Annotated in this window: 10 protein-coding genes; 2 read left to right on the top strand and 8 right to left on the bottom strand. The window is 68.6% G+C overall.

Going from position 1 to position 9,413, the window contains the following annotated elements:
* The 4 genes from G3N61_RS27695 to G3N61_RS27680 all read right to left on the bottom strand — a co-directional run.
* The coding region (locus G3N61_RS27695; protein WP_241017939.1) for an amidase family protein at nucleotides 1-439 on the bottom strand (439 nt) is incomplete at its 3' end.
* A gap of 38 nt (nucleotides 440-477) precedes the next feature.
* Nucleotides 478-999: a nuclear transport factor 2 family protein gene (locus G3N61_RS27690; protein WP_089453612.1), complete on the bottom strand. Its 522-nt coding sequence runs from the start codon at nucleotides 997-999 to the stop codon at nucleotides 478-480.
* An 8-nt stretch (nucleotides 1,000-1,007) separates the two neighbouring features.
* Entirely contained in the window at nucleotides 1,008-1,385 is a 378-nt protein-coding gene (locus G3N61_RS27685; RefSeq protein ID WP_011356094.1) for a hypothetical protein, read from the bottom strand.
* Nucleotides 1,386-1,477: 92 nt separating this feature from the next.
* Nucleotides 1,478-2,671 carry an acyl-CoA dehydrogenase family protein gene (locus tag G3N61_RS27680; RefSeq protein ID WP_205824068.1) on the bottom strand — a complete coding sequence of 398 codons (1,194 nt, stop codon included), beginning with the start codon at nucleotides 2,669-2,671 and terminating at the stop codon, nucleotides 1,478-1,480.
* A 166-nt stretch (nucleotides 2,672-2,837) separates the two neighbouring features.
* Between G3N61_RS27680 and G3N61_RS27675 the strand changes: the two genes are divergently transcribed.
* Nucleotides 2,838-4,415, top strand: coding sequence for an ATP-binding protein (locus tag G3N61_RS27675; protein ID WP_089453610.1), 1,578 nt, complete (start codon nucleotides 2,838-2,840; stop codon nucleotides 4,413-4,415).
* Between the two features lie 77 nt (nucleotides 4,416-4,492).
* On the opposite strand, the gene G3N61_RS27670 is transcribed toward G3N61_RS27675, so the two are convergent.
* The 3 genes from G3N61_RS27670 to G3N61_RS27660 all read right to left on the bottom strand — a co-directional run bounded on the left by G3N61_RS27670 (nucleotide 4,493) and on the right by G3N61_RS27660 (nucleotide 6,900).
* Nucleotides 4,493-4,879, bottom strand: coding sequence for a tautomerase family protein (locus tag G3N61_RS27670; protein WP_089453609.1), 387 nt, complete (start codon nucleotides 4,877-4,879; stop codon nucleotides 4,493-4,495).
* Between the two features lie 237 nt (nucleotides 4,880-5,116).
* Nucleotides 5,117-5,620, bottom strand: coding sequence for an aromatic-ring-hydroxylating dioxygenase subunit beta (locus tag G3N61_RS27665; RefSeq protein ID WP_205824069.1), 504 nt, complete (start codon nucleotides 5,618-5,620; stop codon nucleotides 5,117-5,119).
* A complete protein-coding gene (locus G3N61_RS27660) occupies nucleotides 5,617-6,900 on the bottom strand; it encodes an aromatic ring-hydroxylating dioxygenase subunit alpha (protein ID WP_205824067.1) in 1,284 nt (427 codons plus the stop codon). The genes G3N61_RS27665 and G3N61_RS27660 overlap by 4 nt, the downstream gene beginning before the upstream one ends.
* A 138-nt stretch (nucleotides 6,901-7,038) precedes the next feature.
* On the opposite strand from G3N61_RS27660, the gene G3N61_RS27655 reads away from it, so the two are divergent.
* Nucleotides 7,039-7,959, top strand: a complete 921-nt coding sequence (locus G3N61_RS27655) for a LysR family transcriptional regulator (protein WP_205824066.1) — start codon at nucleotides 7,039-7,041, stop codon at nucleotides 7,957-7,959.
* A gap of 404 nt (nucleotides 7,960-8,363) precedes the next feature.
* Here the strand turns inward: G3N61_RS27655 and G3N61_RS27650 are convergent, their stop codons facing one another.
* Nucleotides 8,364-9,338, bottom strand: a complete 975-nt coding sequence (locus G3N61_RS27650; protein ID WP_043178262.1) for a PDR/VanB family oxidoreductase — start codon at nucleotides 9,336-9,338, stop codon at nucleotides 8,364-8,366.
* Nucleotides 9,339-9,413: the final 75 nt, after the last annotated feature.

Below are 9,413 nucleotides of genomic sequence, written 5' to 3'. Positions count from 1 at the left end.
CAAGCCACGCGCGCGCCGCGTGCGACAGATACCCTTTCTTCAGCCCGGCCACGCCGCAGCAGGCGGCCGGCCCGCGGATCGAGCCGCCCGTGTCGGTGCCGAGCGCCGCGTCGACCGTGCCGAGCCCGACGAGCGAGGCGGAACCGCTCGACGAGCCGCCCGGAATGCGCGTCGCGTCCTGCGGATTGACGGGCGTGCCCGTGTAGTCGTTGATGCCGGTCATGCCGAACGCGAGCTCGTGCATGTTCGCCTTGCCGGCGATCTGCCAGCCGGCGTCGAGCAGCAGGCGGACGACGTCCGCGTGTTGTTCCGCCGGCGGTGCATCGGCGAGCGCGCGGCTCGCCGCGCGGGTCGGATGGCCTGCGATGTCGATCGTGTCCTTGATCGCGATCGTGGGGCCGGGGCCGCCGAGCGTAAAGGTGTCGATGAAGCCTGTCATGGTCGGTATCGTGAGCAAGCGTTGGAAAGCATCGGGAATCAGGACCGGGGCGCGGCAGCGAGCGGCCACGGGCCGTCGAGCACGCGTTCGGTGCGGAAGTGGTGGATCAGCCAGGTCGAACCGTCGCCAGCCGGCGCGAAATCGACGGTCAGCCGCGCGGCGATCAGCTCCGCCGTGCCATCGGCATAACGCGACGCCTGCAGCATGATCCAGCGGCCACGCGCGCTCGCGTTGCCGGCGCCGATCTCGATCGACTCCGAGGTCAGGAAGTGCAGGTTGGCCGAGAAATGCGGATCGGGCGGCAGATAGCGGCCCAGCATCGCGACGATCGCGGCCGTGCCTTCGAGGCGGCCGAACTTGTGCGCGTACTGCGGGCCGATGCCTTCCCACACGGCATCGGCGGTGAACAGCTCGGCGAGCGACGGGCCGTCGCCGGCATCCTCGGGCACGTCGCACAGCGCCATGTAGCGCGTGATCGTCGCGCGCACCGCGCGCTCGGCGTCGAGCGCTGCCAGGCGCTGTGCGAGCGCATCGATCAGGCCGGGAGACAGGTCGGTCATCGCGCGCCTCACGCGGCGGGCTTCGCGGCCGGCGGCACCGTCAGCGCGCGGCCGACGCGCGCTTCGATCTTGCCGTAGCGCCACAGGTTGTATTCACCGACCGGCGTCGTGCGGTACAGGTTGCACACGGCGACCGTCGTGTCGAAGTCGGCGACGTCGGCCATGATGTAGAAGGTCCACGGCGCGCCGTCGGCCTGGCCGACCACGAGGCGGTCGTCGTCCATCACGCCGAGCACGCGCACGCCGGGCATCGCTTCGACGGCCGCGAGCATCGCGCCGTACGCCTGCCACACTTCACCGATCTTCTCGCGCGGCAGGTCGAAGAAGTTTTGCGACACGCCGCAGCAGAACAGGACGCGCAGCGGCAGCGGATTCGAATCGGACATATCAGGTTCTCCAGAGGAATCGGTGGGGTGCATGAACCGGCCGGCGACGGCGCTTCGGCTTCATGCGTGTAAAAAAATTCGGTCGATGCAGGTTACAGATAGCCGGGAAACGGCGTGACGCCGGTGAACACCGCGCCCGCGCCGTCGAAGTTGCCTTCGCCGAGAAACGCGTGCTGCGTGACGACCATGGCATCGCGCAGCAGCCGCTGCAGCGGGTGCGTGCGATAGATCGCCGCCGTGCCGCCGAGGCGGTACGCGCGTTCGACGACGCTCGCGCCTTCGCGTGCGATCTGCGTGGCCGCGAGCCGCAGCAGGCTGACCTGGTCGGGCGTCACCGGGTTGCCGGCGAGGATCGATTGCCACACGCCGTCGGTCGCGTCGTAGAAGAACGCGCGCGCCGAGCGCAGTTGCGCCTCGGCCTTCGCGAGCTCGATGCGGTAGTACGCGCGATCGGCGAGACGCGGTGCGCCGGTCGTCGTTTGCCGGCCGCCCGACATCCGGTTCACGACGTCGAGCGCCGCGCGCGCGAGGCCGAGGTTCACGACGGCGAGCACCTGCGCCGCATACGCGACGGTCGGGTAGCGGTACAGCGGCTCGTCGACGGTCGGCTCGCCGCCGCGCACGAAGGTCCATGCTTCGGGCACGAAGCGGTCGTCGACGCGCAGGTCGTGGCTGCCGGTGCCCTGCATGCCGACCACGCTCCAGTTCTCCACGATCTCGACCTGGTCGGCGCGAAACACGGCCGTGCGTGGCTTGTTCGGCGCGGCGTCCTGTGCGCCCGGCACCGCGATGCCGACGCCGAGCCAGTCGGCGCCCTTGCAGCCGCTCGCGAATTTCCACGTGCCGTTCACGCGCCAGCCGCCCGGCGCGGGCTGGGCCGGCTGCACCGGAAACAGGCCGCCCGCGAACACCTGGTCGGGGCCGCTCGCATACAGCTCGGCCTGGGTCTCGAGCGGCAGCGCGGCCAGATAGACGTTCGCGGAGCCGAAGCTTGCGACCCACGCGGCCGAACCGTCGGCGGTCGCGATCCGTTCGATCATGTCGAGGAACGCGGTCGGCGCGAGCGCATCGCCGCCGAAGCGGCGCGGCGTGCCCGCGCGATAGATGCCGGCCTGCTTGAACAGCGCGATCACGTCGCGCGGCACGTGCGACAGCCGTTCGAATTCTTCGCGGCGCGCGGCGACGGTCTCGATCACGGCGTCGAGCGGCGACAGCCGGGTGGCCGGTTCGCTGGCCGCGTGGGGGGCGCTCGGTGCGGAGTCGAGGGCGAGGGCGGCGTGGGGCATGGCTGTCTCCTGGGGCGGATTGGGGTTCGAATTCGGGGTGGCATGCATGCCGCGCGGAAAGCGGCACGACGATGCAACCAGTCTAGAAACGCCGAAAACGCGCAGCAATTGGTGCGTTGGGCCGTGCGACTGGTGAGGTTCCGTGCCGCACTAAAGAAATCTTCAGATGCGGGCGGCGCGCGCCGGTGCTATGTTGGGTTTCCGGTCGCGCGATGCCGCGCGGCCTCATCCGAAGCCGATCATGAGTTTCCCCGACGACGACGATTTCCACCGGCTGCTCGACGCGCTGACGACCTGTGTGCTGCTGCACGACGCGCATACCAAGGCGATCGTGTGGGCGAACCGCGCCGCGTGCATCGCGCTCGGTTTTTCCGTCGAGGAACTGCTGCCGCTGAAGGCGCCGGACATGACGCGCCCCGAACCGAAATACCAGCGCGAGATCGCGGTGAGTGCGTGGGATCGCGCGCTCGTCGACGGGCCGCAGGTGTACGAGTGGTGCTACCGGTCGCGCACGGGCGTCGACATGCTGTCCGAGGCGACCGCCACCTACGTGCCGCTGCGCGGGCGCGACGTCGTGATGGTGCAGTTCCGCGACATCAGCGCGGAAGAGGCGGTGCGCCAGCAACTGCGCCGCTACGAGGCGCGGCTGCGCGAGTTCATGCAGGATCTCGACGAAGGCATCGCGGTCGTCACGCCGCACGGCGGCGTGCAGTTCATCAGCGAGTCGGGCCGCCGCGTGCTCGGGCTCGCGCCCGACGAAGCGCTCGGCGAGGTGCTCGACTACTGCTCCGAGGCCGATCGCGACCGGCTCGTCGCGCAGCTGCGCGATGCGCCGTCTGCGTATCCATCCGCGCCGCAGCGCTACCGGATCGTGCGGCGCGACGGCTCGACGTGCTGGCTGCGTATCCTGTGCCGGCAGGTCGAGATCGAGGACGATCTCGACGGGCTGCTCGTGCAGTTCCGTGACGTGAGCGACGAAGTCGCGATCGAGGACGCCCGCCGCGCCGAAGCACGCATGCTCGAACACGCGGGCCGTTACAACGCGATGGGCGAGATGGCGAGCGTGATCGCGCACGAGCTGAGCCAGCCGCTCGCGGCCGTGCGCAATTTCATCGAGGGCGCGGTGCAGCGGCTGAATGGGCGCGGCGCCATCGACGACGCGATCTGGGGGCTGCGCAGCGCCGACCGGCAGGCCGAGCATGCGGCGCTGATCATCAAGAGCGTGCGCGAGTTCATCGTGAAGCGCGAACCGGTTGTCGCGCTCGCCGACCTGCGCGACATCCTCGCGGACGTCGCGTATTTCATCGAGCTGCGCGCGAAGGAGGCTGGCGTGACGGTTGCGATCGTGCAGGCCGATGCGCCGCTGCCGATCCGCTGCGAGCGTGTGCTGATCGGGCAGGTGATCTTGAATCTCGCGTTCAATGCGATCGAGGCGTTCGCCGGTTGCGAACGTGTGCCGCGCACGCTGACGCTCGGCACTGCGAATGTCGCCGGGCATGCGGAGCTGCGCGCAATCGACAACGGCCCGGGCATCGCGGCCGGCGCGCACGACCGGCTGTTCGACGGCTTCTCGTCGTCGAAGGCCGGCGGCAACGGAATCGGGCTGTCGCTGTGCAAGAGCATCGTGACGCGCCACGGTGGCCGGATCGGCGCGAGCCCGGCCGAGGGCGGCGGGCTCGATTGCCGCGTGACGCTGCCGCTCGCCGGTACGAACGCGAACGCAAGCGCAAGCGCAAGCGCGTAGGCGCGGCGGCGCGCATGGCGTTGCTGCGGCCCGGTGGTCGTCGCGCATGAGCGGGCAGGCTCGCACGCAGCGCATGGTCAGCGCCCGAGCGCCCGTGCGGTTTGCCCGCCGATGCCGAAATCGGTGTTCGGGATGTCCTTGATCATCACGCGGGTGGCTTGCAGGGGCGCGTCGAGCACGCTGGCGCTCGTCTCCGACAACGCGGCGATCAGCGCGCGCTTTTGTTCGTCGGTGCGGCCGGCGATCAGGATCGCGACGATCACGGGCAGCGACGGCGGCGCGCCGTTCGCGGCGCTGCGACCGCCGAGGCCGATGTGCGTCGCGGGCAATTCGGTGAGCAGCACGCGCACCGATTCGATCGGTGCGCCGATCGAATCGACGGTCGCACCGGTCAGCCGGGCAATCAGTTCGGCCTTGCGGGCGTCGTCATGGCCGGCCGGCAGGAAAACTTCGAGTGTGGGCATGGTGGTCCGGAAAGGTGAAGGTTGCCGGCTCACCGTTGGGCTGGCGATGGCGAACCGGTGGCCGCTTACAGGTGAAGGTGGCCGGCTCACCGTTGCGTTGGCGATGGCGAACCGGTGGCCGCTTACAGGTGAAGGTGGCCGGCTCACCGTTGCGTTGGCGATGGGCGAACCGGTGGCCGCTCACGGGTGAAGGTGCCCGGTTCACCGTTGCGACGGCGACGGCGAACCGGCGGCCGCTTACAGCAGGAAGCCGATTGCGCTGAGCGCTTCGGTCGAGTCGATCAGGCGCACGACCTTTTCAGCGATCCGCATCTCGCCGTCGGCGTCGACGTGCAGCTTGTGCGTGACGTCGGCCGCGAACAGCGTCGCGACGCCGCGCTTGTACGCGACGACGACCTGCGCCGATTTCAGTTCGACGGTGTCGGCGCTGCCGCTTTCCAGCGTGAAGCGCGACACGGTGCGCACCGTGCGCGCCGCGTCGGTCGCCGACGCCGAATAGCCGGACACCATCCGCTGCACGCGCTTCTCGCGCATGTCCTGGTCGTCGAACACGTAGTTCAGCGTCGCGGCGAAATCGCTCGCATCGGGATCGATCGGCACCACGTAGTGGCCGGCCGGCTCCCACAGGTCGAGCCATGCGCGATAGTCGCGGCGGTCGAGCATCTCGGCTTCGCGCCACACGAATTCGACCGCGCGGGCGAAGGTCTGCTCGGAAAAGAGGGCGTTGCGGTCGTCCATTATTGTTGCTCCATCATCTTGCGCCATTGCTGGTAGGCCTCGCGCATGCCGGTCTCGTCGGTCGCATGCGCGGTCTTTTCGCCGTTCGCGGCGGTCGTCTCGCGGTTCAGCCCGCGATTCACGAGGATCGGTACGTCGGGGCCCGCGTGCGCGCCGCGTTGGACACGTTCCCACGCTTCCGCGTCGTCGGGGCTGCCGAAGCCGAACGGGCCCTGGAAGTGCTCGTGAATGCGCAGCCGCTCGCGGTTCGCTTCGTCGGGGCCGCCGTCCATCGCGAGCGCGACGTGGCGGATCTCGGTTTCGTTCGCGGAGATCGGCCGCAGCACGCGGAAGAACGCCATCGACAGCGCGAGGTTCGGGAACAGGTTCAGGTTGAAGCCGACGCCCATCAGCGAGCGCACGATGCGGCGCACTTCTTCGGGCGTATGGCGCTCGGCGAGCTTCGCCGCGAGCGGCGCGAAGCGTTCGGGCAACGGCGCACCGTCGTCTTGGTCGAGGTCGATCAGCTCGGGCATCAGCACCGCAAGGCTATGGCCGTTGCCGAGCCCGCGGCAGAACGCGTCCTCGCTCGTCATGAAGCTCGTGATCGCGGCGGCCGTCTCGTCGTCGATCGACTTCATCCACGACTTGTGCACGACCGGGAAGTGATAGAGGTCGGTCGTGTTCTCGAGCTGGATCTTCCAGTTGCCCTTGAACTTGAACTTGTGCTCGCCGTTGGCCTTGATCGGGTAGCCGGCGCCCTGTTTCATGAACAGGTCGATCCACGGCTTGGCACCGCCGAGGAAATCCTCGAGCGATTCGATGTCGTCGTTGAAGCTCGCGAAGATCAGCCCCTGGTACACGCCGACGCGCAGCTTCACGAGCGGCAGGTCGCCTTTCTCGCACACGCCTTCGTAGCCGTCGCCGTACGGCAGCGCGCGCAGCGTGCCGTCGAGTGCGTACGACCAGCTGTGATACGGGCACGTGAAGCTCTTCGCGTTGCCCTTGTGCGATTCGCACACGGTCGCGCCGCGATGGCGGCAGCGGTTCTGCAGCACGTTGATCTCGCCGGTCTTGTCGCGCACGACGATCACCGGCTGGCGGCCGATCGTCGTCGTGATGAAGTCGCCCGGGTTCGGCAGCTCGCTCTCGTGCGCGACCCAGATCCAGGTGCGGTAGAAGATGCGGTCGAGCTCGGCTTCGAACAGCGCGGGATCGTGATACATCGCGGGCGCGATGCGGTCGGGTTGCGCGAGACCGTGCAGCGCGCTGGTGTCGATCGTCTGGTAGGAAAGGTCGCTCATCGTTGTCGTGGGGAAGAGTCGCGAAATCGGGCCGCGCAGCGCGCGGTGTCGAGTACCCAGTCTCGTCCTCCACTACATATCCGTCAAATTGATCTAAAATTAGCTGGTCAATAAATACGGCAAATAATGGAGGCTGCGATGACATCGGTCGATCATCTCGATCTGAACCTGCTGCGCGTATTCCAGGCGATCGTCGAGGAACGCAGCCTGACGAAGGCCGGCGAGCGGCTCGCGCTGTCGCAGCCGGCCGTCAGCTATTCGCTCGGCCGGTTGCGCACGCTGTTCGACGATCCGCTGTTCGTGCGTACGCGCTCGGGCATGCAGCCGACGCCGGTCGCGCTCGAGCTCGCGGGCATCGTCGGCAAGGCGCTCGACATGGTGCGCGTGGCACTGCGCTACGCGGAGCGCTTCGATCCCGCCACCAGCACGCGCACGTTCCGGCTGTCGCTGTCGGATGCGGGCGAGATGGCGTACCTGCCGGCGATCTGCCAGGCGCTGCGCGAGCGCGCGCCGCGCGTGACGCTGAGCGTGCAGCCGCTGCCGGTGGAGGAGATCGAGGAAGCGCTGCGCGCGAGCCGGCTGGATTTCGCGATCGGCAACCTGCCGGAGCTGATGCCGCGCACGCGCCACCAGGTGCTGTTCGAGGAAACCTATGTGTGCATGACGGGCCGCCGGCGCGGGTTGCCGAGCGGCGCCGTGCTGAGCCTCGACCAGTTCGTGCGCGCCGCGCACGTCAACGTGAAGTCGGTCGAGCATAGCCACCACGCGCTCGACGACGCGCTGCGCACGCAGGGCGTGGGCCGCAACATCGCGCTCGAAGTGCCGCACTTCGTCGCGCTGCCGAGCGTGCTGTCGGTCACGGATCTCTACGCGACGCTGCCGAAGCGGCTCGCGCAGATCCTGAACCGCGACAATGCGTTTCGCCTGTATGACCTGCCCGTCACGTTGCCGCCCGCGCCGGTGACGATGCACTGGCACGAGCATTTCCATGAGGACGAGGGCAACGCGTGGATGCGCACGCTGCTGGTCGAGCTCGTCGAGCGGTTCGATGACGCGTGATCCACGAAGGCGAGGGCAACGCGTAGGTGCGCGCGTTGTCGGCGGAGATCGGCGAGCGATTGGGCGACTCGTGGACCCACGAGGTGAGGGCAACGCATGGATGCGCACGCTGCTGATCGAGTTCGTCGAGCGTTTCGACGATGCGTGACCCATGAGGACGAGGGCAATGTGCGGGATGCGCACGATGCTGGCCGAGCTTGTCGGTCGTTTCGATGACGCGTGATCCATGAGGCGGAGGGCAATGCGCGGAGGTGGGCGTTGCCGGGCGAGGGCGTTGAGCAGTTCGACGACGCGAGACCTATGTGACGAGGGCAACGCGCGGGATGCGCGCGTTGCCGGCCGAGGGCGTCGAGCAGTTCGACGGTGCGCGACGTCGTGAGCCGGCAGCGCTCGCGCCGCGTGCGTCAGAGATCCAGAACGAGCACCGCCGAACGCGCACGCGACACGCAGCAGCAGATCACCGTGTTGCTCGCGCGCTCGGCCTTGCTGAGACAGTGATCGCGATGATCGGGCTCGCCGTCGATCACAGGCACCATGCAGGTGCCGCACACGCCTTCGCCGCATGACGTGTCGACCTCGATGCCGATGCGCGCGAGCGCGTCGACGATCGACGTGTCGGGCGTGACGCGTACCGATTGTCCGCTGCGCTGCAGACGCACTTCGAAGCCGTCGGCCGGGCCGGCGCCCGCATCGGCGGCGGCCGGTTCCGCCGCGAAGCGTTCGAGATGGATCGAATCGTCGGGCAAGCGCGTCGCGGCTGCCGCGACGACCGCATCCATGAACGGCCCCGGGCCGCACGTATAGACGTGGGCGTGCGCGTCGACCGATTCGACGCAGCGGCCCAGCTCGGCCGCGAGCGCGTCGGGCTCGATGCCGTAGTGGAACGTCACGTGCGACGCGAACGGCTCGGCCGACAGTTCGTCGACGAAGGCCGCATGCTCGCGGCTGCGGGCGAAATAGTGCAGCCGGTAACGCGCGCCGCGCTGGTGCAGCGCATACGCCATCGACAGCAGCGGTGTAATGCCGATGCCGGCCGCGATCAGCACGTGCTCGCTCGCATCATCCGTCAGACGAAACAGGTTGCGCGGCGCGCCGATCGACAGCTCGGCGCCGACCTGCACGTCGTCGTGCAGCGAACGCGAGCCGCCGCGCGACTGCGCTTCCTTCTTCACCGCGAACAGGTAGCTGCCGCGTTCGTCGGGGTTGCCGCACAGCGAGTACTGCCGCGTGATGCCGGACGGCGCGGTCACATCGATATGGGCGCCCGGTTCGTATGCGTCGAACGGCTGGCCGTCGACGCGCGAAACCCGGAAACAGCGGATGTCCTGCGCCGCGTCGATCAGCGCGTCGATCCGGACTTGGTGGCGGTTCGCTTGCATGGGGAAATCCGTGGGGTAGGGGAAACGCGGCGCGGCAGACACCGCGCCGTCATGCGATCGAGAATAGGGATGGGC

Origin of the sequence: Burkholderia sp. Ac-20349, assembly GCF_017104865.1 — a bacterium.
In the GTDB taxonomy this organism is placed as follows: domain Bacteria; phylum Pseudomonadota; class Gammaproteobacteria; order Burkholderiales; family Burkholderiaceae; genus Burkholderia; species Burkholderia aenigmatica.
This window is presented reverse-complemented; position numbering and strand designations above follow the sequence as displayed.